Raw genomic sequence first — 25535 nt, forward strand, 5'->3', positions numbered from 1 at the left:
CGCCCCCGCGGGGGGCAAACGGGGCGCCCGGGGCCCGGGGGCCCCCGGCCCCCCCCGGGGCCCCGGCCCCCCCCGCGCGCGCGTGGAGGGCCGTCGCCGTACCGGGACTCCCGGGGGTCAGGTGAAGCGCCGGACCCCCGAAGGCGTGACGACCGCCTGCACCGGTCGGTCGTGCGGCTCGGCGGGGACGTGCTCGACGACCTCATGGTCGTAGAGCAGGACGACGAGGGCGGGATGCGCGTCCGCCCGTTCCAGGCGCGCCAGGACACGGTCGTAGGAGCCGCCGCCGCGCCCCAGCCGCATCCCGCGCGTATCGGCGGCGAGGCCCGGCAGCAGGACGACGTCGGCGGCCGTCACGGCGTCCGGGCCGAGCCGCCGGCCGGCCGGTTCGGACAGCGCCATCCGCCCGCCGTGCCGCACGCGCGCGAGGGACCCCTGACCGGCGTAGGCGCCCCAGTCCAGGTCGTTGTCCGGCAGCAGCGCGGGCAGCAGCACACGCACCCCCCGCGCGCGCAGCGCGTCGAGCAGCGCGAGGGTGCCCGGCTCGGCGCCCACGGAGACGTACGCGGCCACCGTGCGCGCCCGCGCCAGCTCGGGCAGTTCCAGCGCGTGCCGGGCCAGCGCCTCCGCGGCCTCGCTCACGTCGTCCGAGGTCAGCCGGGAGCGCTCGGCGAGCAGCTCCCGCCGCAGGGTCCGCTTGTCCGGCCCCGCCGTCCCTCCGATGTGGCTCAACGTCGCTCCCCTACCCTTCCTCGAAAAGTAAATGTGCTCATATGTGTCCAATGAACCTGAGGCGCGGAGGGCCCCCAAACGCAGCGGTTAAGGTTGCCGCCATGAGTCACGCGCACCCCAGGATCAGCAAGGCTGTCATTCCCGCGGCAGGCCTCGGCACCCGGTTCCTCCCGGCTACCAAGGCCACTCCCAAGGAGATGCTGCCGGTCGTGGACAAGCCGGCGATCCAGTACGTGGTCGAGGAGGCCGTCTCCGCCGGTCTCGACGACGTCCTCATGGTGACGGGCCGCAACAAGCGCCCCCTGGAGGACCACTTCGACCGCAACTACGAGCTGGAATCGGCCCTGGAGAAGAAGGGTGACTCCGAACGGCTCGCCAAGGTGCGGGAGTCCAGCGACCTGGCGATGATCCACTACGTCCGCCAGGGCGACCCGAAGGGCCTGGGCCACGCGGTGCTCTGCGCGGCCCCGCACGTGGGCGAGGAACCGTTCGCCGTGCTGCTCGGCGACGACCTGATCGACCCCCGCGACCCGCTCCTCCAGCGGATGATCGAGGTCCAGGGGCAGTACGGCGGCAGCGTCGTCGCCCTCATGGAGGTCGCGCCCGAGCAGATCCACCTCTACGGGTGCGCGGCCGTGGAGGCCACCGGGGACAGTGACGTCGTCCAGGTGACCGGCCTGGTCGAGAAGCCCGAGCCGGCCGACGCCCCGTCGAACTACGCGATCATCGGCCGCTACGTCCTCGACCCGCACATCTTCGAGATACTGCGCAAGACGGAGCCCGGCCGGGGCGGCGAGATCCAGCTCACCGACGCCCTGCAGCGCCTCGCCGAGGCGGAGACCGTCGGCGGTCCGGTGCACGGCGTGGTCTTCAAGGGGCGCCGCTATGACACCGGTGACCGTGGCGACTACCTCCGTGCCATTGTCAGACTCGCGTGCGAACGTGATGACCTGGGCCCCGACTTCAGGACCTGGCTTCAGCGGTACGTAGCCGAGGAGATGTAACGACGTTGAGCAGCGCCGCGCACCACATCGCAGACCCGGACCGCCTGTGGTCGGTGGACGAGCATCTGGAGGACGTCCTCACCACCGTCCGCCCGCTCGAACCCATCGAGCTGCAACTGCTCGACGCCCAGGGGTGCGTCCTCGTCGAGGACGTCATGGTGCCGCTCTCGCTGCCGCCGTTCGACAACAGCTCCATGGACGGGTACGCGGTCCGGGTCGCGGACGTCGCCGGAGCGAGCGAGGAGTTCCCGGCCGCCCTGGAGGTCGTCGGGGACGTCGCCGCGGGCGCGGCCGAGCCGGTCCGGGTGGGCCCCGGCCAGGCCGCCCGGATCATGACCGGCGCCCCGCTGCCGCCCGGCGCCGAGACCGTCGTGCCCGTGGAGTGGACCGACGGCGGGCTCGGCGAGGGCCCGGTGCGCGGCATGCGCGCCCGCAGCCTGGCCCCCGAGGGCGCCGCCGGGCAGGTGCGCGTGTACCGCCCCGCACAGGCACGCGCGCACGTGCGCGCGGCGGGCAGCGACGTGCAGGCGGGCGACCGCGCCCTGAAGGCCGGTACGGTCCTCGGGCCGCCGCAGATCGGGCTGCTCGCGGCGATCGGCCGCGGCACGGTACGCGTGCGCCCGCGCCCGCGCGTGGTGGTGCTGTCCACCGGCAGTGAACTCGTCCAGCCCGGCGAGCAGTTGTCGGGCGGCCAGATCCACGACTCCAACAGCTTCGCCCTGACCGCCGCGGCCCGCGACGCCGGCGCCATCGGCTACCGGGTGGGCGCCGTCGCCGACGACGCCGACACCCTGCGCTCCACCATCGAGGACCAGCTCGTGCGCGCCGACCTGATGGTCACCACCGGCGGAGTGAGCGTCGGGGCGTACGACGTGGTCAAGGAGGCGCTGTCGCACGTGGGGGACGAGGACGAGCCGGGCGGCGGGGTGGAGTTCCGCAAGCTCGCCATGCAGCCGGGCAAGCCCCAGGGCTTCGGCACCGTCGGCCCCGACCACATCCCGCTGCTGGCGCTGCCCGGCAACCCCGTCTCGTCGTACGTCTCCTTCGAGCTGTTCGTCCGCCCCGCGATCCGCACGCTCATGGGCCTGCCGGACGTGCACCGGCCGACGGCCCGCGCGAGACTGGCGGCGGACAAGGCCCTGACGTCGCCGCGGGGCCGCAGGCAGTTCCTGCGCGGGACGTACGCCGACGGCGAGGTGACCCCCGTCGGCGGCACCGGATCGCACCTGGTCGCGGCGCTCGCGCAGGCCGACGCGCTGATCGTCGTCCCCGAGGACACCGAGTCCGTCGAGCCCGGTGCCGAGGTCGAGGTGGTCCTGCTCGGCTGACCGGCCCGACTTGGCGGTAGCGTGTCGCGCACAACAGGCCCGCGCACCGCACCGCGCCGGGCCCGGACCGGGAGCGCCACAGAGCATGACCACACCTTCCCGGGGGGAGACCCCCGGACCCGTGCAGGACCGACCGCAGGACCGAGCGCAGGGCGGCGTGCGGGACCAGGACCGACTGACGCACATCGACGAGGCGGGCGCCGCCCGGATGGTCGACGTGTCCCGCAAGGACGTGACCGCGCGCACGGCCCGGGCCACCGGCCGGGTACTCGTCTCGCCCCGCGTCGTCGAGCTGCTGCGCGGCGAGGGAGTGCCCAAGGGCGACGCCCTCGCCACCGCGCGGATCGCCGGGATCATGGGGGCCAAGCGCACCCCGGACCTCATCCCGCTGTGCCACCCGTTGTCGGTGTCGGGTGTGAGACTGGAACTGTCGGTCGCGGACGACGCCGTGGAGATCACGGCCACCGTGAAGACGACGGACCGCACGGGCGTGGAGATGGAGGCGCTCACCGCGGTCTCCGTCGCCGCGCTCACCGTGATCGACATGGTCAAGGCGGTCGACAAGGGGGCGGTCATCACGGACGTCAGGGTCGAGGAGAAGACAGGCGGCAAGTCCGGCGACTGGAGCCGGGCATGACCTCCGACGCACAGACGGGCGGCGCCCTGCCCGCGCCGTACAGCGCTCTCGTGGTCACGGCCTCCAACCGGGCCGCCGCCGGGGTCTACGAGGACCGGGGCGGTCCGCTGGTCGCCGACGGGCTGAAGCGCCTCGGCTTCGCCGTCGACGGGCCCCGGGTGGTCCCCGACGGCGACCCGGTCCGGGTCGCGCTGCGCGCCGCCGTCGAGGCCGGGTACGACGTCGTGGTCACCACCGGCGGCACCGGCATCTCGCCCACCGACCGCACACCCGAGGCGACCCGCAGCGTGATCGACCAGGAGGTGCCGGGCATCGCGGAGGCCATCCGGGCGTTCGGCCGGGAGAAGGTGCCGACCGCGGCGCTCTCGCGGGGACTGGCCGGGGTGGCCGGACGGACCCTGATCGTCAACCTGCCGGGTTCCACCGGCGGAGTGAAGGACGGACTGGCCGTTCTGGAGCCCCTGTTGACGCACGCCGTTGACCAGGTGCGCGGCGGTGACCACCCCAGACCCGCCGCCGGCCCCGGGGGTGCGAGCTGAACAGCCCATCCTGGCCCGTGGTGCTCGCGGAGGGCGATGTCGTCCTGCGGCCGATAAAGCTGCGCGACCAACGGGTCTGGCGCGAGGTGAACCGGCGCAACCGCACCTGGCTCAGGCCCTGGGAGGCGACCGTCCCGCCGCCCACGCCCGGCGGTCCGATCACCCACCGGCCCACCTACCGCCAGATGGTGCGGCACCTGCGCGCGGAGGCCAGGGCGGGCCGGATGCTGCCGTTCGTCATCGAGTACCAGGGGCGGCTGGTCGGGCAGTTGACGGTGGCCGGGATCACCTGGGGTTCGATGTGCTCCGGGCACGTGGGGTACTGGGTGGACGAGGCGGTGGCGGGCCGCGGGGTGATGCCGACGGCCGTGGCGCTGGTCGTGGACCACTGTTTCCACACCGTGGGACTGCACCGCCTCGAGGTCTGTATTCGCCCCGAGAACGGCCCGAGCCGCCGGGTCGTGGAGAAACTCGGATTCCGCGAGGAGGGGCTGCGCCCGCGATATCTGCACATCGACGGGGCCTGGCGGGATCACATGGTCTTCGCGCTGACCGCGGAAGAGGTGCCGGACGGGCTGCTGAGCCGCTGGCGGCGCACCCGCGCCGACCGGACGCCCAAGGGAAACCCGGCCTGACCCTCCCGCCTCCCCCCTGCCCTCTCCCGCCCTCTTGCGCCTCTCCGGGCACCGCCCCCGGCGATCACTGGTTGAAATTGAATAAGTGTTCGAATTTGAGTCGGGCCTGATCAGCTCGTGCCGTGTAATTCCCCGCCTTGATGGTCGGCTGATCGCATCGGTCGCAAAAAAAAGTTCGAAATATCAGCCAGATCGTGCGACACACCGGCCCAATTGGCCGATGGCCTCACGCAAACCCCTCTACGGTGTGAGGCGTGAGCAGCAGCGGCCTCATCTACGCAGTCATTGTCGGGGCCTGGGCCGCCTACTTGGTGCCGATGTGGCTCCGTAGGCAGGACGAGCTGAACGAGGCCCGTCCGACGGAACGCTTCAGCACCGCCATCCGGCTGCTGTCCGGACGGGCGGGCATGGAACGCCGTTACGCCAGGGACCTCAGGGCGCGCTCCGCCGACGAGGGGGAGTCCAGCGCCGTGGAACCGGACGCCGTCACCGACTCGGTGGACGTCCGGGCCTTCGCCGTACCCCCGGGCCGTGCGGACGTTCCCGCGCCCGGGGCCGAGGCCGGGCGGATGGCCCGGCCCGCGGTACCGCCCGCACCGGCGGCCCGGGTGACGGCGCCGGCGGCGGAGTCCGCACCGGCGCCGGATGCCGGCCCCGAGGCGGAGACCGCCCGGACGGACGAGGGCGCCCCCACCCGCAAGCGGATCCCCGCGGCCCGGCGCGCACCCGGCGCGGAGGCGGCAGCCGCACGCGCCCGGCGCTCGAAGGTGCTCGCGCGCCGCCGACGCACCACCGTCGTGCTCTTCCTCGCCTTCACCGTGGGCGCGGTCGTCGCCGCCGTCGGTGGGCTCGCCTTCCTGTGGGCGCCGGCCGTGCCCGCCGTGCTGCTCAGCGCGTACATCGCCTACCTGCGCACCCAGGAGCGGCGCCGCTTCGCCTACCAGATGGACCGCCGCAGCGCCGAGGCCGCCGCGCAGCGGCTGCGGGAGAGCCGCCGCCAGCCGCGGCGGCGCGCGCCCGTGGGCGCGACCACGGAGGCGGACCTGGAGGAGCCGGACGCGGGCCCCGAGCCGGAGACGGACCCGGGACTGTCCGCGCTCGCCGCCGACCGGCGTGCCCTGGTCGAGCAGACGGACCACGCGGAGTGGCTGGACCAGCAGCAGCGCGAGCGCCGGCGGCGCCCCGGCCGCGGGGACAGCTGGGACCCGGTGCCCGTGCCGCTGCCGACGTACGTGACCGCGCCGGTCGCCCCGCGGGCCACCTCCGACGTGGACCTGGGCGCACCGGACACCTGGAGCTCGGCACGCTCGTCCTCCGCCGTGCCCGAGCAGGAGGCGGCCCCCGCCGCCGAGGAGCCGCAGGCGCCCGCGACGGGCGCGGCGGACGCGGAGGACCGCCCCGCCGCCGACGGCCGCACCGACGCCCGCCGTGCCGCCTCGGCCCGCCGCTCCCGCGAGCGCGGCCGTACCCCGCTCTTCGACCAGTACGAGGACGGCGACCGCCCCCGCGCGGCCAACGAGTAGGGCGCTACGGCGAGCGCTCGGCGAAGGAGCGCCCCGGACTCGGTGACACAGCCTCAGAAGCCACCCGGGACCCCCGTCGCTGACCAGCCCGGGAACGGATTTCCAACCACCCGGATGAGGATGCTAGAGTTTCACTCGTTGCAAGGGCCTGTGGCGCAGTCCGGTAGCGCACCTCGTTCGCATCGAGGGGGCCAGGGGTTCAAATCCCCTCAGGTCCACGCAGCACGAGATCCCGATCAGACGGTCACCGTCGGATCGGGATCTCGTCGTTTCGGCGCACCGTCGGCCGGATGCCGGATGCCGGATGTCGAGCGGCGGATGGCGGGGAAGGGGCCCGGCCGGTCCCTTCCCGTCGCTCATCGTGCCGTCACCCGAGGGCCTTGGCGTAGCACAGGCTCGACTCGTACTCCCGGTAGTAGCCGAACTTGGCGCACGGCTCGTAGCCGCTGGAGGTGTACAGGGCGATCGCCTCCGGCTGCTGGTCACCGGTCTCCAGCACCATGCGGACGCGGCCGGCCTCGCGGGCGTCGTCCTCCAGGGCGGCGAGGATGCGGCGGGCCAGGCCCCGGCCGCGCATCGACTCCACGACGAACATCCGCTTCAGCTCGGCGTCGCCGTCCTCGTTGCCCTCGGCGTTCTTGTCCTGGCTGCGCCAGCCGCCCGTGGCGACGGGGGTGCCGTCCTCGTCGTAGGCGATGAGGTACACGCCGTTCGGCGGCCGGAAGTCGGCCGGGTCCAGGTGCGTGGCGTCGCCGCCGTCGCCGTAGCGCACGTGGTACTCGGCCTGGACCTCGTCGTTCAGCTTGACGGCGTCGGGATGGTCGAAGGCAACCGGACGAATAAACATGTTATGTACCGTATATCAATGCAGTAGTGACGGGAGAGTCTGGACGGGGTCTCTTACGGGACCCCGTCCAGTGTGACGGTAAAGTGCGCCTGTGCTGACTGTGACCTCCGCCAACGTCAACGGACTGCGAGCCGCCGCAAGGAAGGGCTTCGTGGAGTGGTTCGCCGGGACCTCCGCCGACGTGCTCTGCCTCCAGGAGGTGCGGGCCGAGCCGCAGCAGCTGCCCGAGCACGTGCGCACGCCCGAGGGCTGGCACGTGACGCACGCTCCCGCCGCCGCCAAGGGCCGCGCCGGGGTCTCCCTCTACACCCGCCGCGAGCCCGACGCCGTCCGCGTCGGCTTCGGGTCGGCGGAGTTCGACGGCAGCGGACGGTACGTCGAGGCCGACCTGCCCGGCGTGACGGTCGCCTCCCTCTACCTGCCCTCCGGGGAGGTCGGCACCGAGCGGCAGGAGGAGAAGCTCCGCTTCATGGGCGAGTTCCTCGCCCATCTGAAGGAGCTGCGCGAGCGGTCCGCCGCCGACGGCCGCGAGGTCCTGGTCTGCGGCGACTGGAACATCGCCCACCAGCAGGCCGACCTGAAGAACTGGCGCGGCAACACGAAGAACTCCGGCTTCCTGCCCGAGGAGCGGGAGTGGCTCGGCCAGGTCCTCGCCCGGGAGGCGGGCGGGTACGTGGACGTGGTGCGCGCGCTGCACCCGGACGCCGAGGGCCCGTACAGCTGGTGGTCCTACCGGGGTCGCGCCTTCGACAACGATGCGGGCTGGAGGATCGACTACCACGTGGCCACGCCCGCTCTCGCGGGCCGTGCCGTCAAGGGGTTCGTGGAGCGGGCGGCCACCCATGCCGAGCGGTGGTCGGACCACGCGCCCGTGACGGTCGTGTACGACCTCTAATCCTCTGGACCTCTAGGTCCCTCAGCCCCCTCCTGGCGGACGGCCGGCCCTACGGGTCCTTGCGCAGCCGCCGGTCCAGGGCCATCGACAGTTCCGCGTCCACCACGCTCTTCGCCAGGGGGCGCAGCCGGTGGAGGTCCTCCTCGGGGGCGTGGCGGGTGATCAGGTCGGTGAAGAGGTCCGCCAGTGCCTCGGCGTGCTGCCGGACGCGGTGGCCGGCGTCGAGGACCTCGGCGAGTGGGATGCCCTCGCGGACCAGGGCGGCGGAGACGTCCAGCAGGCGGCGGCTGATGTGGACGATCTCGTCGCCGTCGGTGCCGAGGTAGCCGAGGTTCATGGCGGCGGCCAGGTTCTCGGCGGTGACCTCGCCCGCGAAGTGGTCGGCGAGTTCCTCGGGGGTGAGGCGGACCGGGGTCTCCTCGGTCGGGGCGCCGACGCCGAGGAGGTCGCCGACGTCGCGGCCGTGGTCGAAGGCCTCGGCGAGTTCGGCGATGCCGCTCAGGGTGTGGCCGCGTTCCAGCAGCGCCGTGATCGTGCGCAGGCGGGCCAGGTGGTGGTCGTCGTACCAGGCGATGCGGCCCTCGCGGCGGGGCGGCGGTATGAGCTTGCGTTCGCGGTAGAAGCGCAGGGTGCGCACGGTGATGCCGGCCAGCCGGGCCAGCTCCTCCATGCGGTACTCGCGCGGGCCAGCGCCCTGTCCGTCGCGTCGTCCAGCGTCGTCTGCCACACCGGAAGCCTATGTTGTACCGCCGGTAACTTTCCCCGGCCCAACCCCTACCGCTCAGTAGGCGCCTCCTCTACGCTCCCCATTGCGCCAGTGTTCACTGGCAGAGTTGCTGGGAGCCGGTACGCGAGTCATGGAGGGCGCTCAATGGCCGAGCACGAGTACGAGCACGTACGGGTGGCGGTGATCGGGTCGGGTTTCGGCGGGCTGGGCGCCGCCGTGCGGCTGCGCCGGGAGGGGATCACCGACTTCGTCGTCCTGGAACGCGCGGACAGCGTCGGCGGCACCTGGCGCGACAACAGCTACCCCGGGTGCGCCTGCGACGTCCCCTCCCACCTCTACTCCTTCTCCTTCGCGCCCAACCCCGAATGGCCGCGCACCTTCTCCGGGCAGCGGCACATCCGCGCCTACCTGGAGCACGTGGCCGACGTCTTCGGGCTCCGTCCGCACCTCCGCTTCGGGGCCGAGGTCGAGAAGACGGCCTGGAACGCCGAGCGGCTGTGCTGGGACATCGAGACCGCCGGCGGGAGGTTCCGCGCCGACGTCGTGGTCTCCGCGACCGGCCCGCTGTCCGACCCGAAGGTCCCCGACATCCCGGGCCTGGACACCTTCCCCGGCAAGGTCTTCCACTCCGCCCGCTGGGACCACGACTACGACCTGGCGGGCAAGCGGGTCGCCGTGATCGGCACCGGCGCCTCCGCCATCCAGATCGTGCCCTCGATCCAGCCCGAGGTGGCCCGCCTGACCCTCTTCCAGCGCACCCCGCCCTGGGTGATGCCCCGCGTCGACCGCGCCATCAGCGGCCTGGAGCGCTCGCTGCACCGGGCGGTGCCGGCCACCGGCCGGCTGCGCCGCGGGATGCTGTGGGGCATCCGGGAACTCCAGGTCCAGGCGTTCACCAAGCGCCCCGACGAGCTGGGCTTCGTGGAGCAGCTGGCCAAGCGCAACATGGCCCGTGCCGTCAAGGACCCGGCGCTGCGCGCCAAGCTCACCCCCGACTACCGCATCGGCTGCAAGCGGATCCTGCTGTCCAGCACGTACTACCCGGCGCTCGCCCAGGACAACGTGGACGTGGTGGCCGGCGGCCTCAGCGAGATCCGCGGCTCCACCCTGGTCGCCGCCGACGGCACCGAGGCCGAGGCCGACGCGATCGTCTTCGGCACCGGTTTCCACGTCACCGACATGCCGATCGCCGAGCGGGTCGTCGGCGCGGACGGCCGCACCCTCGCCAAGACCTGGAAGGACGGCATGGCCGCGCTGCGCGGCGCCACCGCGGCCGGCTTCCCGAACTGGATGACGATCATCGGCCCCAACACCGGCCTCGGCAACTCCTCGATGATCCTCATGATCGAGTCCCAGCTGAACTACATGGCCGACTACCTGCGCCAGCTCGACGTCCTCGGCGGCCGGGTCGCGCTGGACGCCCGGCAGAGCGCGGTGGACGGCTGGAACCGCACGGTGCAGGAACGCATGAAGCGCACGGTGTGGAACACCGGCGGCTGCACCAGCTGGTACCTCGACGCCAACGGCCGCAACACCACCGTATGGCCGGGTACGACCACCGAGTTCCGGCGTGCCACACGGCGGGTGGACCTCGCGGAGTACGAGGTCGTACGGCCGCCCCGGCCCGCCGCCGCCCGGGCCGCGGCCCCCCGGCCCGCCGAGGTGGACGCGTGAGCGGGGCGGTGCGCGCCCCCTCCGCCGCCGGCGCCCCGCCGGCCCCCGCCCGCCACCTCACCGCGGTCTCCACCGACGGCGCCCGCCTGCACGTCGAGGTGCACGGGCCCGAGGGCGCCCCCGCGGTCGTCCTCGCCCACGGCTGGACCTGCTCCACCGCCTTCTGGGCCGCGCAGATCCGCGAACTGGCCGCCGATCACCGGGTCATCGCCTACGACCAGCGCGGCCACGGACGCAGCCCGGCGAACCCGGCGTGCAGCACGCGGGCGCTCGCCGACGACCTGGAGGCCGTGCTCGCCGCCACCCTCGCGCCCGGCGAGAAGGCGGTGGTCGCGGGCCACTCCATGGGCGGGATGACGGTGATGGCCGCGGCCGGCCGGCCCGGCTTCCGGGAACACGCGGCGGCCGTCCTGCTGTGCAGCACGGGCAGTTCACGGCTGGTCGACGAGTCGACCCTCCTGCCGATCAGGGCCGGCCGGCTGCGCACCCGGCTGACCCGGCGCGTCCTCGGCTCCCGCGCGCCGCTCGGCCCCGTCACGCCGCTCGCGCTGCGGATCCTCAAGTACGGGACGCTGGGGCCGGGTTCGGCGGCGCACGTGGTCGAGGCGTGCGCGCGGATCGTGCACGCCTGCCCGCGCCGGGTGCGCCACGCCTGGTCGCAGGTGCTCGACACGCTCGATCTCGACGACGGTGTACGGCAGTTGCGCGTGCCGGCCGCGGTCCTCGCGGGCACCTGTGACCGGCTGACCCCGCCGGTGCACGCGCGGGCGCTGGCGGCGGCGCTGCCGGACTGCGTCGGCCTGACCGAGCTGCCCGGGATCGGCCACATGACCCCCATGGAAGCGCCCGAGCAGGTCACCGGGAAGATCCGGGACCTCGTCACCGCCCACATACCCGCGCTCGGGCACGACGACGACACCGCCGATGACACCGACACCGACATCGACATCGACACCGACACCGACACCGACAACGACGCCGCACGGATCGGAGAGGGCGCATGAGCAAGGTCAGCCTGGAAGGACAGGTCGCGGTCGTCACGGGGGCCGCGCGCGGCGTCGGTGAGCTGCTCGCCCGCAAACTGTCCGCGCGCGGCGCGAAGGTCGCGCTGGTCGGTCTGGAGCCGGACGCCCTCAAGCAGGTCGCGGAGCGGCTGCACGGCGAGAGCGCCCACTGGTACGCCGACGTCACGGACCACGAGGCGATGGCCCGGGTCGCGGCGGAGGTCCAGGAGCACTTCGGCCGGGTCGACGTCGTGGTCGCCAACGCGGGCGTGGCCACCGGCGGTCCGTTCGCGGCCTCCGACCCGGAGTCCTGGCGGCGCGTGATCGAGGTCAACCTCATCGGATCGGCGGTCACCGGCCGTGTGTTCCTGCCCGCGTTGAGCGCGAGCCGGGGCTACCTGCTCCAGATCGCCTCGCTCGCCGCGATCACCCCGGCGCCGATGATGACCGCGTACTGCGCCTCCAAGTCCGGGGTGGAGGCGTACGCGCACAGCCTGCGCGCCGAAGTCGGCCACCAGGGCGTGCGGGTGGGCGTGGCCTACCTGTCGTGGACCGACACCGACATGGTGCGCGGGGCCGATCAGGACGACGTCATGCGGGAGTTGCGCCAGCGGCTGCCGTGGCCGTCCAACAAGACCTACCCGCTGGGCCCGGCCGTGGACCGGATCGTGGACGGCATCGAGCGGCGCGCCGCCCACGTGTACGGGCAGTGGTGGCTGCGCGGGATGCAGGGGGTGCGCGGGTACCTGCCCGGCGTCATCGGGACCGTGGGGCAGCGGGAGGTGCGGCGGTTCGCGGACCGGCTGGCGGGGATGCGGATCGGGCTCGTCGGGGCGGGCGGAGCCGCCGACGAACAGCACCGGACGGCCTCTGTCACGCACCGTCACTGATCGACATGCACAGGGTCACCGCCCGTGTGAATCTGGTCGAGGTCGATCCCCGCACCGACGTGGGGATCCCCCTCATCCACACGGGAGTTGAACCAGCATGGGTATGAAGGACAAGTTCCAGGAGCAGTCCGAGAAGGCGCGGCAGCAGGGCCAGGAGCGCACGCAGCAGGGCCGCGAGAAGGCCGGCCGGCGCGAGGGCCAGCCGTCCGAGCGTGCGCGTCAGGGCGCTGAGCGTGGGCGTCAGAACATCGATGACGCGCACGACGAGATGGAGGACCGCCTCAACGAGGACTACGACCGGTAACCGGTTCTCAGCCGAGATCCGTTGCTGAGCTGTGGGGTGCCCCGCCCTGTGTGCCGGGGCACCCCACGTTCACGACCGCGCCACCGCCCGCCGCGGCGTGCCGGCCGGGGGTACGTCAGCCGTTGCGCGGGGGCAGCTTCGGGCGGGCGAGGTCGGGGACGTCGCCGTAGTCCGGCGGGGTCGCGGCCGGGTGGGACTCGAGGAGCCGCAGGGCCAGTTCGATGGCGTCGTCCATCCCGACGTGGCGGCCCTCGGCCCAGTCCAGCGGGGTGCGCAGGGCCTCGACGTCGGGTGAGACGCCGTGGTTCTCCACGGACCAGCCGTACGCGTCGAACCAGGCCGCGTTCATCGGGACGGTGATGACCGTGCCGTCGCCCAGGCGGTGCCTGCCGGTCATGCCGACCACACCGCCCCAGGTGCGCTGGCCGACCACCGGGCCGAGCCCGAGCAGTTTGAAGGCGGCCGTGATCATGTCCCCGTCGGAGGAGGTCGCCTCGTCGGCGAGGGCGACGATGGGGCCCCGGGGCGCGTTCGAGGTGTACGAGACCGGCTGGGCGTCCCGCGTCAGGTCCCAGCCCAGGATGGTCCGGGTCAGCTTCTCGATGACGAGTTCGCTGATGTTGCCGCCCGCGTTGCCGCGCACGTCCACGATGAGCGCGGGCCGGGACATCTCCATGCGCACGTCGCGGTTGAACTGCGCCCAGCCGGAGCCGCCCAGGTCGGGGATGTGCAGGTAGCCGCACTTGCCCTCGCTCAGTTCATGGGTGACGGCACGGCGTTTGGTCACCCAGTCCTGGTAGCGCAGCGGCCGGTCGTCGATCAGGGGGACGACCGCGACCCGGCGCGCGGGCCCCTCGCCCCCGGCGGGCGAGAACGTCAGCTCCACGGTCGTACCGCCGGAGCCGTCCAGCAGCGGATAGGGCCCCGCCACCGGATCGACCGGGCGGCCGTCGACGTGCGTCAGGACGGAGCCCTCGCGGATGCCGGTGCCGGCCAGCGGCGAGCGGGCGCGTGAGTCGGAGGAGTCGCCGGGCAGGATCCGCCTGACCACCCAGCCGGCGTCGCGGCGCACCAGGTCGGCGCCGAGCAGTCCCTGCCAGCGCTGGTAGTGCGCGGGGCCCTCGTTGCGGCGGGCCGCGGCGACGTAGGCGTGGGAGGTGCCCAGTTCGCCGAGGACCTCGCGCAGCAGGTCGGCGAACTCGTCGGGGGAGGCGACCCGTTCGACCAGCGGCCGGTACTGGGCGAGGACGCCGTCCCAGTCGATGCCGCACATCCGCGGCTCCCAGAAGTAGGCGCGGATCAGCCGCCCGGCCTCCTCGTACGCCTCGCGCCACTCGGCGCCCGGGTCGACGACGTGCATGACGCGGCGCAGGTCGATCCAGGTCGTGGTGTCGCTGTCGCCCAGCTCGGTGGCGGGGACGGCGCGCAGGTCGCCCTCGTCGACCACGACGAGCCGGGTGCCGTCGCCGCTGACCGTGAACCAGTCGAGGTGGGCGACGAGTTCGGACTTCTTCGCCTTGCCGAGGGTGAAGTACTCCAGGGTGGGCCTGCCGGTCGTGTCGTCCGGGTTGGCGAACGTCTCCCCGAGCGCGCCGGAGATCGGCCAGCGCAGCCAGACCAGGCCGCCGCCCGCGACCGGGGTGAGCGCGGAGTACTTGGAGGCGGTGACGGGGAAGGGGGTGACCCGGTTCTCCAGGCCCTCCACCTCCACCGTGACGGCGCCGGGCTCGCCGCTCTCCTCGTCCTCGACGGGGTCGAGTCCGCCCGCGGCCGGCCGGCCCTCGGGGTTGAGCGCGAAGGGGGAGGGCGTGGCGGAGGAGAGCGGGACCAGGTAGGGCTTGCAGCCGAGCGGGAAGGACAGGTCGCCGGTGTGCACGTCGTACACCGGGTCGAAGCCGCGCCAGGACAGGAAGGCCAGGTAGCGGCCGTCCCGGGTGAAGACGGGGTTCTCGTCCTCGAAGCGGCCGTTGGTGACGTCGACGACGTGCCGGTCCTTGATCCGCGCCATCTTGATCTGCCGCAGGGTCCGGCCGATGCCGGGGTGCGACCAGGTGAGCCACGCGCCGTCCGGGGAGAAGGCGAGGTCGCGCACGGGGCCGTTGACGGACCGGACGAGTTCGGTGACGCGCGCGCCGCCGGCCTCGGTCCCGGCCTCGGTCCCGGCCCCGGGTCCGGTGCCTTCCGCGCCGGTCTCCCCGGTGCCGCCGCCGGCCTCCGCGGCCGTGTCGCCGGTGCTTGCCGTACCGGTGCCCCCGGCCGTTTCCGTACCTGTGTCCCTGATGGGGTCCGTACCGGTGTGCCCGGCCGTTTCCGTACCGGTGTCCCCGGTGGTTTCCGAGCCGTCCTCCTCCTCTACGTCGAGCAGCAGCAGCCGTCCGTCGTGCGAGGCCAGGGCGAGCCTTTCGCCCTCCGGGTCGGAGACCATCTCCAGCACCCGGCCCAGTTCCCCCGAGGCGAGCCGGCGGGGCGGGCGGGCACCCGTAGCACGGGGCAGGTGGGCGATCTCCACGGCGTCGTCGCCGTCGGCGTCGGTGACGTAGGCGATCCGGCCGCTCGCGCCGAGCATCTCCGGGAGCCGGACGCGGACGCCAGGCGTGTCGGTGAGGGTGCGCGCGGGGCCGTCGCGGTGCGTGAGCCAGTACAGGGAGCCGCGGACGACGACGGCGCTGGCCCGGCCGGTCTCGTCGACGGAGAGGCCGTCCAGGTTCTGGGCGGCGGGCACCGGGTAGCGGCGGCGGCCCGCGCGCGGGCCGCTGAGCCGGACGTCCAGCCGGTGCGGGGCGGAGTCCGCCCGGAGGTCGTCGACGATCCACAGCTCGCCCGCGCACTGGTACACCACGCGGGTGCCGTCGCTCGCCGCGTGGCGGGCGTAGAAGGCGTCGTGGTCGGTGTGCCGGCGCAGGTCGGAGCCGTCGTACGCGCAGGAGTAGAGGTTGCCCACGCCCTCGTGGTCGGAGAGGAAGGCGATCCGGCCGCCGACGAACATGGGGCAGGCCAGGTGGCCGCGGATGTCGGGGAGGATGCGCTGCCCGTGCAGCCAGAGCCGGCCCGTGGCGCCGCCCCGGTAGCGCTTCCAGGAGGCGGGTTCGTGCGGCGGGGTGCCGGTCAGGAGCAGGCTCCTGCGCTCGCCGTCCAGTTCGGCGGCCTGGATGTCGGAGACCGGCCCCCAGGGCAGTTTGCGGCCGGGGGAGCCGTCGGTGGCGACCTTGTAGGCCCAGGTGAAGTAGGAGAACGGCTCGCCGTGCGAGGTGACGGCGAGGATCTCGCTGTGCCCGTCCTCCTCGGGCGGCGACCAGCCGCACACCTGGGTGTCGGAGCTGCCCCAGTACGTCAGCTGGCGGGCCGGCCCGCCGTCCACCGGGACGAGGTGGATCTCAGGGGCGAGGCTGCGCCAGCTGGTGTAGGCGATGTGGCGGCCGTCGGGGGAGAAGCGCGGGTGGCCGGTCTTGGTGCGGTCCACGGTGAGCCGCCAGGCCCGGCCCGCTCCGTCGAGCGGTGCCAGCCAGAGGTCGTCCTCGGCCACGAAGCACAGCAGATCGCCGCTGAGGTGCGGCAGGCGCAGATAGCTCACCTCCTCAATGCTTCGCCCGGGGACCCGCGCCAGCAACCGGAGCACCTTATGCGGACCAGACTTATACCGACCCGACTTATACGGACCCGACAGGAGTGACCGAGCGCACGTACGAAACTGTTTCGTTTCGATGGGAGCGTGCGCTACATTCGTGTCGTACGAAACCGTGTGGCGCAGAAGCGGGAAGGCGGACGGGATGGCGGAGGCAGCCAAGGGCGCGGCGGCAGCCGCTCCAGTGGAGCCGGTGCCCGCACCGGGGGCACGCCGGAGCCGGATCACGCCCGAACGCGAGGCCGAACTGTACGAGGCCGTGCTCGACCTGCTCCGCGAGGTCGGCTACGACGCCCTCACCATGGACGCCGTGGCCGCCCGCACCCGTTCCAGCAAGGCCACGCTCTACCGCCAGTGGGGCGGCAAGGCCGAACTGGTCGTCCGGGCCGTCCGGCACGGCAAACCCGGGAAGCTGGAGGGCACCGACACCGGCTCGCTCCGCGGCGACCTGCACGAACTGATGAGCCGCGAGGACGACTGCGCCATGGAGCAGAACTCCGCGCTGATGCGCGGTCTGGCCATGGCGATGCACTCCAACCCGGACCTCAGACAGGCCTTCCGGGAACAGCTCGTCGAACCGGAGATGGCCGAGTTCCGCAAGCTGGTGCAGCGCGCCGTCGACCGGGGCGAGATCCGCCCGGACTGTCCGGCGCTCGACTTCGTGGTGCACATGCTGGCCGGCGGCTTCGTCGTCCGGGCACTGATCGAGAACCAGCCGCCGACCCAGGCGTTCCTGCGTTCGTACATCGACGCCGTGGTGCTCCCCGCCCTCGGCGCCCCCACCACCTCCTGACGCCCTTCCCCGGCACCCACCTCCCCAGCAAGCCCACCCTCTGACGTCACCGCTCACGTCGTCGGGCTGATGACCCCTGCCCTGATCCACCCCACGACCTGACCGGGAGTACGCCCACGTGGCCACGTTCCTGTACAAACTAGGACGCCTCGCCTTCAGGCGACGGCACTTCGTCGCCCTGATATGGGTGGCGCTGCTGACGCTCGCCGGTGTCGGCGCCGCCTCCGCGCCCCCCGCGGGCAACACCTCCTTCTCCATCCCCGGCACCGAGGCGCAGAAGGCCTTCGACCTGCTGGAACAGCGCTTCCCCGGCGCGAGCGCCGACGGCGCGACCGCGCGGGTGGTGTTCAAGGCGCCCGGCGGGCAGAAGATGACGGACGCCGGCAACAAGGCGACCGTCCAGAAGGCCGTCAAGGAGCTGTCCGACGGCTCCGAGGTCGCCTCCGTCGCCGACCCCTACACCGGGCACGCCGTCAGCAAGGACGGCACCGTCGCCTACACGTCGGTGAAGTACAAGGTCTCCGGTATGGAGCTGGAGGACTCCTCCCGCACCGCGCTGAAGGACACCGCGCAGCACGCACGGGACGCCGGGCTGACCGTGGAGATCGGCGGTGACGCGCTCAGCGCCGCGCCCGAGACCGGCGCCACCGAGGTCATCGGCATCGCCATCGCGGCCGTCGTCCTCGTCATCACCTTCGGCTCCCTGCTGGCCGCCGGGCTGCCGCTGCTGACCGCGATCATCGGCGTCGGCATCGGCGTCTCCTCGGTCACCGCACTCGCCAGCGCCCTCGACCTGGGCACCACCACGTCGACCCTGGCCTCGATGATCGGCCTCGCCGTCGGCATCGACTACGCGCTGTTCATCGTCTCCCGCTACCGGGGCGAACTGGCCGAGGGCCACTCCCGCGAGGAGGCCGCGGGCCGGGCCACCGGCACCGCCGGCTCCGCGGTGGTCTTCGCCGGGCTCACCGTCGTCATCGCCCTGGTCGGCCTGTCCGTCGTCAACATCCCGATGCTGACGAAGATGGGCATCGCCGCGGCCGGCACGGTCGTCATCGCCGTCCTCATCGCGCTGACCATGATCCCCGCGCTGCTCGGCTACGCGGGCCGCAAGGTCAAGCCGGCCGGTGAGAAGAGCAGGCTGCTGGGCGGCGGCCGGGCCGCGAAGAAGCCGGCCCGGACGAACATGGGCACCCGCTGGGCGAGCTTCGTGGTCCGCCGTCCCGTCGCCGTGCTGCTGCTCGGCGTGGTCGGCCTCGGCGCCGCCGCCGTACCGGCCGCCTCCCTCGAACTGGGCCTGCCGGACGACGGCTCCCAGCCCGTCTCCACCACCCAGCGCCGCGCCTACGACCTCCTCTCCGAGGGCTTCGGGCCCGGCTTCAACGGGCCGCTGATGGTCGTCGTCGACGCGAAGAAGAGCGCCGACGCGAAGGCCGCCTTCACCGAGGTGACCGACGACATCAAGGGCCTCAAGGACGTCGTGACGGTCACCCCGGCCCAGCCCAACAAGGCCGGCGACACCGCGACCATCACCGTCATCCCGAACTCCAAGCCGTCCTCCACCACCACCGAGGACCTGGTGCACGCCATCCGTGACGCGGGCAGCGGCATCAAGGACAAGACGGACGCCGAAGTCCTCGTCACCGGCTCCACGGCGATGAACATCGACGTCTCGCAGAAGCTGAACGACGCCCTCTTCCCGTACCTGGCCCTCGTCGTCGGCCTGGCCTTCCTGCTGCTGATCGTGGTCTTCCGCTCGGTCCTGGTCCCGCTGAAGGCGGCGCTCGGCTTCCTGCTGTCGGTGATGGCGGCGCTCGGCGCGGTCGTCGCGGTCTTCCAGTGGGGCTGGCTGTCCGGCCTGATGGGCGTGGAGGAGACCGGCCCGGTCATGTCGATGATGCCGATCTTCATGGTGGGCGTCGTCTTCGGCCTCGCGATGGACTACGAGGTCTTCCTCGTGACCCGGATGCGTGAGGCGTACGTCCACGGAGAGAAGCCGAGCCAGGCCGTCGTGACCGGCTTCCGGCACGGCGCGCGGGTTGTCACGGCCGCCGCGGTCATCATGATCGCCGTCTTCTCCGGGTTCATCGGCTCCAGCGAGTCGATGATCAAGATGATCGGCTTCGGACTCGCGATCGCCGTGTTCTTCGACGCGTTCGTCGTCCGCATGGCCATCGTCCCCGCGGTCCTCGCCCTGCTGGGCCGCCGCGCCTGGTGGCTGCCGGCGTGGCTGGACCGCGCCCTGCCCAACGTGGACGTGGAGGGCGAGGGCCTGCGCGTCCACGACTCCCGGCGCCCGGACCCGGACGAGGACAGGGAACCGGCCCTGGCCTGAGTGGTCCTGACCGGACCTGACCGGACGCGAGGACGAGGGCGCGGCTCCCCGAGGGGGCCGCGCCCTTCCCGTTCTGTCCGGTGTCTGTCCCGTGCTGTCTTGGCTCTTCGCTGCGTTGTACGGGTATGCGTGCGCGTCGAAGGAGGGGCCATGGGTGATGATGTGGACGAGTCCGGTTGGTCCGTAGAGCCCGGCGACGAGATCGAACCGCTGGTGCAGGCGGTGGGGCGGCTGCTGAAGGTGTGCCGCGAGGCGGCGGGGATGCGGCCCGGAGAATTGGCGGAAGTGCTCGGGTACGGCGAGGACTTGGTCCGGAAGGTCGAGCGAGGCCAACGCATCCCCCGGCCGGAATTCCTTGACAAGGCCGACCGCGTGCTGCATGCGCAAGGCCATCTCCGGCGCGTTCATGGAGGACATGAGACGGGCGCGGTACCCGAGGAAGGTCCGGGAACTGGTCGACATGGAGGGTCGTGCGGTGGAGATGCTGCTGTACAGCACCCACAACATCAACGGCCTGCTACAGGCGCCGGAGTACATGAGGGCGCTGTATGAGGTACGCCATCCGCCGCTTCCAAAGGACGTCATCGAGCGGGAGATCGCTGGACGCTTGGACCGGCAGGCGGTGTTCAAGCGGGACCCCGCTCCGCTGATCAGTTTCGTCCAGGAACAGGTGACGCTGGAACGGCCGATCGGAGGGAAGGCAGTGTTGCGCCTTCAACTTGAACACATGCTGGAACTAGCCCAGCTGAGGAACGTGTCCATCCAGATCATGCCGACCGATCTGGAGAATCATGCCGGCATGTCGGGAGATGGCCAACTCCATGTGCTGAAGTTCGCCGACGGCTCGGGAGCCGGTCGGGCCACCGGCGCGTTCCACGGTCGCCCGGTCGGGGGCCTCAGAGATCTCCGCATCCTCGAATCGCGCTATGGCATGATCCGTGCGCAGGCGCTCACACCGAGAAGGTCACTGGCCTTCATCGAGCAGATGTTGGGGAGACTATGAGCACTCCGGAACTCCACTGGTTCAAGAGCACCTTCAGTGACGGCAACGACCCCGGCGACTGCGTCGAGGTGGCCACCACGCCCGCCGCGGTCCACGTCCGTGACTCCAAGACCCCCGCCACCACCCGGCTGACGATCACCCCCTCCGCCTGGACGGACTTCCTCGCGCACACCGTGGAGGGCGGCGGCCCGGCATGAGCACTCCGGAACTGCACTGGTCCAAGAGCGGCTACAGCAGCAGTGGTGAGCCGGGCGACTGCGTCGAGGTCGCCGCCACGCCCGCCGCGGTCCACGTCCGTGACTCCAAGCGTCCGGAGTCGGCGCGTCTCGCAGTTGCCCCCGCTTCCTGGGCGGACTTCGTCGCGTACGTCGGTGAATGACTTCGCGTGGTGCGTGCGAGCACCGCTAGCGTGCCGGGCATGACGATGACGAACGGTGCTCCTGACGTCCACCCCCGGTTCGTCGCGGCCCTGCGGGAACTGGGGCTCGACGAGCTGGCCGGGCGGGTACGGCACTTCCCCGAGGCCACCCGCACCGCCGCCGAGGCCGCTGCCGCCGTCGGCTGCGAGCTGAGCCAGATCTGCAAGTCGCTGATCTTCGCGGCAGACAGCGTACCGGTGCTCGTCCTCATGGACGGCGCCTCCCGCGTGGACGTGGAGCGGGTCCGGGAGGAACTGGGCGCGGACAAGGTCACCCGGGCCAAGGCCGACGTCGTGCGCGAGACCACCGGGTACGCCATCGGCGGCGTCCCGCCCTTCGGGCACCGGAGGAGGACCCGCGTCCTCGCCGACCGGTCGCTGCTGGAGCACGACGTCGTCTGGGCCGCCGCCGGCACCCCGCACACCGTCTTCCCGATGGCCCCGAAGGACCTGGTCACCCAGGCCGGGGCCGCCCTCGTGGACGTGCGCGAGCGCACTTCGTGACGCCGCTGGTCACCACGGCCGTCCTGCTCGCCGCGGTCACCCACGCCTGCTGGAACGCGCTCGCGCACCGCATCCCCGACAAGCTCGTCGGCTTCACGCTGATCTCCGGCGGCGGGCTGCTCATCGGCGCGGCCCTGGCACCGGTCACCGCCGTCCCGGCGGCGGGCGCGTGGCCGTACCTCGGCATATCGGCGGTCCTGCACATCGTCTACTACGCGCTGCTGATGACGTCCTTCCGGCTCGGTGACTTCGGGCAGGCCTACCCCATCGCCCGGGGCACCGCCCCGCTCGTCGTCACGATCCTGGCCGCCGTCTTCGCGCACGAGGTGCCGGATGTGTGGGTGACCGCGGGCGTCGCGCTGTCCTGCGCGGGGCTGACCGGCGTCGCGCTGTGGGGGCTGCGCGGGCGGCGCCCGGACTGGACCGCGGTCGGCGCCGCCCTCGCGACCGGGCTGTCCATCGCCGCGTACACGGTCGTCGACGGACTGGGCGTACGGGCCTCCGGGACGTCCCTCGGGTACATCGCCTGGCTCATGGCGATCCAGGGCGTGGTCATCCCGGCGTACGCCGTCACGCGCCGGCGCCGCCGGACGGCCGCGCTGCTGCGCCCCTACGCCGCCCTCGGCCTGCTCGGCGCCGCGCTGTCCGTGACCGCGTACGGCCTGGTGCTGTGGGCCCAGACCAGGGCCGATCTCGCGCCCGTCTCGGCGCTGCGCGAGTCCTCCATCCTCGTCGGCGCGGCCATCGGCGCCCTCTTCTTCAAGGAACGCTTCGGCGCGCCGCGGATCGCCGCGGCCGGCCTGCTCGTCGTCGGCATCGGCCTCATGCTGCACGCCGGTTAGGGGCCGCTGCCCGGCCGGGACTGGTGCTGCACGCCGGTCGCGGAGGGAGCACCCTGGAAGGAGGTGTTCCCGGAGGTGATGGCCATGTTGAAGACAGCCGTGGGATGGCATGTGGAGATGGAGTTCGAGGAGGACGGCCAGCACACGCGGGCGGTGGCGATGGTCCGCCTGCCCGACGGCAGCGAGGTCAGGGCACACGGCCGGGCCAGCCGGCACCGCACCGACTCCGACCAGCCGCGCGTCGGCGAGGAGATCGCCGGGGCACGCGCCCTCAACGAACTCGCCATGCAGCTCCTCACCAAGGCGCACGAGGAGATCGACGGCGCGTCGGGCCGCACGTCCTCCCCCATCCACGTCTGAGCCGGGGGCGGTCGGCCCGGGGCGTGCCGGGGGCGTGTCCGGGGCGAGCCGGGGGCGTCAGACCTGCCGCGCCGCCGCGGTCCGCACCGCCCGTACGAGGGCCTGGGCCCGCGGGTCCGCCGTCACGCCGCTACGGAAGCCGTTGGTGACGTAGCCGAAGGCGATGCCCGCCTCCGGGTCGGCGAAGCCGAGGGCGCCGCCGCGGCCCGGGTGGCCGAAGGAGCCGGGGCCGAGGAGCGGGGACGCGCCGCCGTGCAGCATGTACCCGAGACCGAACCGGGTGCCCACCACCAGCACCCGGTCCGGGCCCGCGGACCGCTCGGCGCGGGCCAGCTCCACCGTCCCGGGCGTGAACAGGCGCCTGCCGCCGTCGACCTCGCCGATCAGCGCGGCGTAGAAGCGGGCCAGGCCGTCGGCCGTGGCGATGCCGTTGGAGGCGGGCAGGACCGCGGCGCGGAAGGCGGCGTCGTTCTCGTCGGGCAGCGGGGTGATCGCGGCGAACGCCCGCCGGGTCAGCGAGGCGGGGTCGGCGTACGCCTCGGCCACCGACCGCTTGGGCCGGACGCGCAGCCCGCCGCCCGTGGAGCGCGGCGCCTCGACCGGCCCGACCCGGCCCACGCGCCCGGCCTCGCTCCCGGGCAGCCCGACCCACAGGTCCGCTCCCACCGGTCCGGCGATCTCGCGTGCGATCCAGGCACCGATCGGCTCGCCCGTCGCCCGCCGCACCAGTTCGCCGGTCAGCCAGCTGTACGTCTGCGGGTGGTAGCCGTGGTCCGTGCCCGGCTCCCACGCGGGTGCCTGGGCCGCGACCGCCTGGGCGCCCAGCTCCGGGTCGAGGGCCTCGGCGGGCGTGAGCGGCCGGTCCAGGACCGGTACGCCCGCGCGGTGGGCGAGGAGGTGCCACACCAGCGCCTTCTCCTTGCCCGCCGCCTTGAACTCCGGCCAGTACGCGCCCACCGGCGCGTCCAGGTCCAGCTCCCCGCGCTGGTGCAGCAGCAGGAGCACGGCCGCGGCGACGCCCTTCGTCGCGGAGCGCACGATCTGCGCGGTGCCGTGTTCCCAGGGCGCCGCGGCCACGGCACCGGTGCTCGTACCGTCCGTGCCGGTCGTACCGTCCGTGCCGGTCGTACCGTCCGTGCCGGTCGTACCGTCCGTGCCGTCGACGTCGCGCGTCCCGGCCCACAGGTCGACGACCTTGTGCCCGTCCCGGTACACCGCGAGGGCCGCGCCCCGCTCGCCGCGCGCGGTGAAGTTCTCCGCGAACGCTTCCCGGACCGGTTCGAAGCCCTCGGCCACCGCACCGCTCACGTCCACGTCCACGCCCGCACTCCTGCCACTCATCACTCGTATCCGTCCGCTGCCTGCGACAGTGAGTGCAACACAGCCGTGGCGCCTGCGATTCCTCGGGTCACGCGCCGGTCGTCACCGAGCGCGGGTCGAAGCCGAAGGGGAGTTCCAGACGGTTGGCGCGCATCAGCGCCTCGTCGGAGAGGAGCGCGCCGGTCGCGCCGTCCGCCGCGATCACCCCGTCGCTGAGGATCAGCGAGCGCGGGCACAGTTCGAGGGCGTAGGGCAGGTCGTGCGTGACCATGAGGATGGTGACGTCCAACGCGCGCAGCACGTCGGCCAGCTCGCGGCGCGAGGCCGGGTCCAGGTTGGAGGACGGCTCGTCCAGGACCAGGATCTCCGGTTCCATGGCGAGCACCGTGGCCACGGCGACCCGGCGGCGCTGGCCGAAGGAGAGGTGGTGCGGCGGCCGGTCGGCGAAGCCGGCCATGCCGACCCGCTCCAGGGCCGTGCGCACCCGCCGCTCCAGCTCGGGCCCCTTCAGCCCGGCAGCCGCCGGACCGAACGCCACGTCCTCGCGCACGGTCGGCATGAAGAGCTGGTCGTCCGGGTCCTGGAAGACGATGCCGACCTTCTGCCGGATCTCGGCCATGTGCTGTTTGCCGACCGGCAGTCCGGCCACCGTCACCGTGCCCGCGCCGCCGCCGAGGATGCCGTTGAGGTGCAGGACGAGGGTGGTCTTCCCGGCGCCGTTCGGGCCGAGCAGCGCCACCCGTTCACCGCGCGCGACGCTGAAGTCCACGCCGAACAGGGCCTGGTGGCCGTCGGGATAGGCGAAGGCGAGGCCGGAGACCTCCAGGGAAGGCGCAGTCATAGCGTCCATCCCAGCACACAGACGACGAGCGCCGCACCGGGCAGGGCGAGCGCGTACGACCACTGCGCCCGGGAGGCGGTCACCTCGTCGATGACCGGCATGGAACCGGCGTAGCCGCGGCTCACCATGGCCAGGTGGACGCGCTCCCCGCGCTCGTAGGAGCGGATGAACAGGGCGCCCGCGGACTTGCCGAGCACGCCCCAGTGGCGCACGCCGCGCGCCTCGAAGCCGCGGGAGGCGCGGGCGATGCGCATGCGCCGCATCTCGTCGGTGATCACGTCCCCGTAACGGATCATGAAGGAGGCGATCTGCACCAGCAGCGGCGGGAGTTTCAGGCGTTGCAGACCCAGCAGCAGTTCCCGCAGCTCCGTCGTGCTCGCCAGCAGGACGGAGGCGGCGACGCCGAGGGTGCCCTTGGCGAGCACGTTCCAGGCGCCCCACAGGCCGTTCACGCTGAGCGAGAGCCCGAGGACGTGCGTGCGCTCGCCCTCTGCCACGAACGGCATCAGCACCGCGAAGGCCACGAACGGGACCTCGATCAGCAGCCGCTTGAGCAGGAAACCGGCCGGCACCCGGGCCACCGCCGCCGTGGCGGCCAGCAGCACGGCGTACAGCGCGAACGCCCACACGGCCTCGCGCGGGGTGGACACGACGACCACCACGAACGCGAACGCCGCGGCGAGCTTGGTGTGCGGCGGCAGCCCGTGCACGGGGGAGTCCCCGGCCCGGTACAGCCGGTGCGCGTGACCCGCTCCCAT

The 25535-nt window shown here is 72.8% G+C and carries 25 protein-coding genes, 1 tRNA gene and 1 pseudogene; 20 read left to right on the forward strand and 7 right to left on the reverse strand.

Features of this window, described 5'->3' with window-relative positions; all coding sequences use genetic code 11:
• Window positions 1–117: 117 nt before the first annotated feature.
• A complete protein-coding gene (locus tag AB0G56_RS34960; RefSeq protein WP_360977899.1) occupies window positions 118–732 on the reverse strand; it encodes a 5-formyltetrahydrofolate cyclo-ligase in 615 nt (204 codons plus the stop codon).
• A gap of 101 nt (window positions 733–833) precedes the next feature.
• Here AB0G56_RS34960 and galU point away from each other — a divergent pair, with 101 nt between their 5' ends.
• The 7 genes from galU (at window position 834) to AB0G56_RS34995 (ending at window position 6616) form a co-directional block, all read left to right on the forward strand.
• A complete protein-coding gene (galU, locus tag AB0G56_RS34965) occupies window positions 834–1736 on the forward strand; it encodes a UTP--glucose-1-phosphate uridylyltransferase GalU (protein WP_360977901.1) in 903 nt (300 codons plus the stop codon).
• Window positions 1737–1741: 5 nt separating this feature from the next.
• Window positions 1742–3064 carry a gephyrin-like molybdotransferase Glp gene (gene glp / locus AB0G56_RS34970; RefSeq protein WP_360977903.1) on the forward strand — a complete coding sequence of 441 codons (1323 nt, stop codon included), beginning with the start codon at window positions 1742–1744 and terminating at the stop codon, window positions 3062–3064.
• Window positions 3065–3149: 85 nt separating this feature from the next.
• Window positions 3150–3701, forward strand: coding sequence for a cyclic pyranopterin monophosphate synthase MoaC (gene moaC, locus AB0G56_RS34975; protein WP_360977905.1), 552 nt, complete (start codon window positions 3150–3152; stop codon window positions 3699–3701).
• Entirely contained in the window at window positions 3698–4240 is a 543-nt protein-coding gene (locus tag AB0G56_RS34980) for a MogA/MoaB family molybdenum cofactor biosynthesis protein (protein WP_360977907.1), read from the forward strand. The genes moaC and AB0G56_RS34980 overlap by 4 nt, the downstream gene beginning before the upstream one ends.
• Window positions 4241–4260: 20 nt before the next feature.
• Window positions 4261–4875, forward strand: a complete 615-nt coding sequence (locus tag AB0G56_RS34985; protein WP_360978092.1) for a GNAT family protein — start codon at window positions 4261–4263, stop codon at window positions 4873–4875.
• A 254-nt stretch (window positions 4876–5129) separates the two neighbouring features.
• Entirely contained in the window at window positions 5130–6398 is a 1269-nt protein-coding gene (gene glpR, locus AB0G56_RS34990; RefSeq protein WP_360977910.1) for a gephyrin-like molybdotransferase receptor GlpR, read from the forward strand.
• 144 nt (window positions 6399–6542) lie between these two features.
• A tRNA-Ala gene (locus tag AB0G56_RS34995) sits at window positions 6543–6616 on the forward strand.
• Window positions 6617–6765: 149 nt separating this feature from the next.
• On the opposite strand, the gene AB0G56_RS35000 is transcribed toward AB0G56_RS34995, so the two are convergent.
• On the reverse strand, window positions 6766–7245 hold the full coding sequence (locus AB0G56_RS35000) for a GNAT family N-acetyltransferase (RefSeq protein ID WP_360977913.1): 480 nt from the start codon (window positions 7243–7245) through the stop codon (window positions 6766–6768).
• 91 nt (window positions 7246–7336) lie between these two features.
• Between AB0G56_RS35000 and AB0G56_RS35005 the strand changes: the two genes are divergently transcribed.
• Window positions 7337–8140: an exodeoxyribonuclease III gene (locus AB0G56_RS35005; protein ID WP_360977916.1), complete on the forward strand. Its 804-nt coding sequence runs from the start codon at window positions 7337–7339 to the stop codon at window positions 8138–8140.
• 49 nt (window positions 8141–8189) lie between these two features.
• On the opposite strand, the gene AB0G56_RS35010 is transcribed toward AB0G56_RS35005, so the two are convergent.
• Window positions 8190–8810 (reverse strand): MerR family transcriptional regulator, encoded by a 621-nt coding sequence (locus AB0G56_RS35010; RefSeq protein ID WP_360978095.1) that lies wholly within the window; start codon window positions 8808–8810, stop codon window positions 8190–8192.
• 201 nt (window positions 8811–9011) lie between these two features.
• On the opposite strand from AB0G56_RS35010, the gene AB0G56_RS35015 reads away from it, so the two are divergent.
• From AB0G56_RS35015 to AB0G56_RS35030, 4 genes are all read left to right on the forward strand, one after another.
• A complete protein-coding gene (locus tag AB0G56_RS35015; RefSeq protein ID WP_360977919.1) occupies window positions 9012–10541 on the forward strand; it encodes an NAD(P)/FAD-dependent oxidoreductase in 1530 nt (509 codons plus the stop codon).
• Entirely contained in the window at window positions 10538–11545 is a 1008-nt protein-coding gene (locus AB0G56_RS35020; RefSeq protein WP_360977922.1) for an alpha/beta hydrolase, read from the forward strand. The genes AB0G56_RS35015 and AB0G56_RS35020 overlap by 4 nt, the downstream gene beginning before the upstream one ends.
• Window positions 11542–12435 carry an SDR family oxidoreductase gene (locus AB0G56_RS35025; protein ID WP_360977925.1) on the forward strand — a complete coding sequence of 298 codons (894 nt, stop codon included), beginning with the start codon at window positions 11542–11544 and terminating at the stop codon, window positions 12433–12435. Before AB0G56_RS35020 ends, AB0G56_RS35025 begins: the two co-directional genes overlap by 4 nt.
• A 97-nt stretch (window positions 12436–12532) precedes the next feature.
• Window positions 12533–12739, forward strand: a complete 207-nt coding sequence (locus AB0G56_RS35030; RefSeq protein WP_360977928.1) for a hypothetical protein — start codon at window positions 12533–12535, stop codon at window positions 12737–12739.
• 115 nt (window positions 12740–12854) lie between these two features.
• Here AB0G56_RS35030 and AB0G56_RS35035 read toward each other — a convergent pair whose 3' ends face one another.
• Complete coding sequence (locus tag AB0G56_RS35035; protein WP_360977931.1) at window positions 12855–16310, reverse strand: S41 family peptidase; 3456 nt, start codon at window positions 16308–16310, stop codon at window positions 12855–12857.
• Between the two features lie 196 nt (window positions 16311–16506).
• On the opposite strand from AB0G56_RS35035, the gene AB0G56_RS35040 reads away from it, so the two are divergent.
• The 8 genes and pseudogenes from AB0G56_RS35040 to AB0G56_RS35075 all read left to right on the forward strand — a co-directional run bounded on the left by AB0G56_RS35040 (window position 16507) and on the right by AB0G56_RS35075 (window position 22616).
• Window positions 16507–17154, forward strand: a complete 648-nt coding sequence (locus tag AB0G56_RS35040) for a TetR/AcrR family transcriptional regulator (protein ID WP_360977934.1) — start codon at window positions 16507–16509, stop codon at window positions 17152–17154.
• Window positions 17155–17272: 118 nt separating this feature from the next.
• Window positions 17273–19489, forward strand: coding sequence for an MMPL family transporter (locus AB0G56_RS35045; RefSeq protein ID WP_360977937.1), 2217 nt, complete (start codon window positions 17273–17275; stop codon window positions 19487–19489).
• A gap of 150 nt (window positions 19490–19639) precedes the next feature.
• Window positions 19640–20492: pseudogene (locus tag AB0G56_RS35050) on the forward strand (helix-turn-helix transcriptional regulator).
• Window positions 20489–20689 carry a DUF397 domain-containing protein gene (locus AB0G56_RS35055; RefSeq protein ID WP_360977940.1) on the forward strand — a complete coding sequence of 67 codons (201 nt, stop codon included), beginning with the start codon at window positions 20489–20491 and terminating at the stop codon, window positions 20687–20689. The pseudogene AB0G56_RS35050 and the gene AB0G56_RS35055 overlap by 4 nt, the downstream one beginning before the upstream one ends.
• A complete protein-coding gene (locus tag AB0G56_RS35060) occupies window positions 20686–20871 on the forward strand; it encodes a DUF397 domain-containing protein (protein ID WP_360977943.1) in 186 nt (61 codons plus the stop codon). Before AB0G56_RS35055 ends, AB0G56_RS35060 begins: the two co-directional genes overlap by 4 nt.
• A gap of 39 nt (window positions 20872–20910) precedes the next feature.
• A complete protein-coding gene (locus AB0G56_RS35065) occupies window positions 20911–21414 on the forward strand; it encodes a YbaK/EbsC family protein (RefSeq protein ID WP_360977946.1) in 504 nt (167 codons plus the stop codon).
• Window positions 21411–22256 (forward strand): DMT family transporter, encoded by an 846-nt coding sequence (locus tag AB0G56_RS35070; RefSeq protein WP_360977949.1) that lies wholly within the window; start codon window positions 21411–21413, stop codon window positions 22254–22256. Before AB0G56_RS35065 ends, AB0G56_RS35070 begins: the two co-directional genes overlap by 4 nt.
• Window positions 22257–22340: 84 nt before the next feature.
• Complete coding sequence (locus AB0G56_RS35075; protein WP_360977952.1) at window positions 22341–22616, forward strand: DUF1876 domain-containing protein; 276 nt, start codon at window positions 22341–22343, stop codon at window positions 22614–22616.
• A gap of 57 nt (window positions 22617–22673) precedes the next feature.
• On the opposite strand, the gene AB0G56_RS35080 is transcribed toward AB0G56_RS35075, so the two are convergent.
• The 3 genes from AB0G56_RS35080 to cbiQ form a co-directional block, all read right to left on the reverse strand.
• Window positions 22674–23957 (reverse strand): serine hydrolase domain-containing protein, encoded by a 1284-nt coding sequence (locus AB0G56_RS35080; protein WP_360977955.1) that lies wholly within the window; start codon window positions 23955–23957, stop codon window positions 22674–22676.
• A 67-nt stretch (window positions 23958–24024) separates the two neighbouring features.
• On the reverse strand, window positions 24025–24777 hold the full coding sequence (locus AB0G56_RS35085) for an ABC transporter ATP-binding protein (protein WP_360977958.1): 753 nt from the start codon (window positions 24775–24777) through the stop codon (window positions 24025–24027).
• Window positions 24774–25535: a cobalt ECF transporter T component CbiQ gene (gene cbiQ / locus AB0G56_RS35090; protein ID WP_360977961.1), complete on the reverse strand. Its 762-nt coding sequence runs from the start codon at window positions 25533–25535 to the stop codon at window positions 24774–24776. Before cbiQ ends, AB0G56_RS35085 begins: the two co-directional genes overlap by 4 nt.

Source organism: Streptomyces sp. NPDC021356 (genome assembly GCF_040641015.1).
Classification (GTDB): Bacteria; Actinomycetota; Actinomycetes; order Streptomycetales; family Streptomycetaceae; genus Streptomyces.